This is a genomic window from Rosenbergiella australiborealis, from assembly GCF_018494035.1.
GTDB lineage: Bacteria > Pseudomonadota > Gammaproteobacteria > Enterobacterales > Enterobacteriaceae > Rosenbergiella > Rosenbergiella australiborealis.
Genome location: NZ_JABBFO010000048.1, coordinates 1 through 323, shown reverse-complemented (window position 1 = coordinate 323; position 323 = coordinate 1). Strand labels below are relative to the sequence as shown.

The 323-nt window shown below is 58.8% G+C and carries 1 protein-coding gene; it reads right to left on the bottom strand.

The window, feature by feature from the left end:
• Window positions 1-323, bottom strand: a 323-nt coding sequence (locus HGT73_RS14655) for a VENN motif pre-toxin domain-containing protein (RefSeq protein WP_214215982.1), incomplete at both ends; no start/stop codon positions are given.

Here is a 323-nt window from a genome sequence, read left to right as displayed (position 1 = left end):
AGCCCTGCTGGCAATGCTACCGCCAATGCATCCTGCATCGCCAGACCTTTCTGGCAGGACGCTGAACCCGGGTTATCTGCACAGGAGACGATATTCTTGCCATGCTCCCTAGCGAACTTCTCCTGACCGTCCTCAGTGCCGCCCATCAGGTTATTCTCAACCGTCACTTTCCCTGCTTGCGCCCCTGATACCGCGCTCGCCGTATCGCCCCCCACTAAGCCTCCTGCCAGACCCGCCGCAAGAGTCGCTAGCGCACTCACCGTCTGTTTCTCGTTTTCCGTTAGCTCCGCAACCCCTTTGCCATAGGCGTCAACCGCTATCAT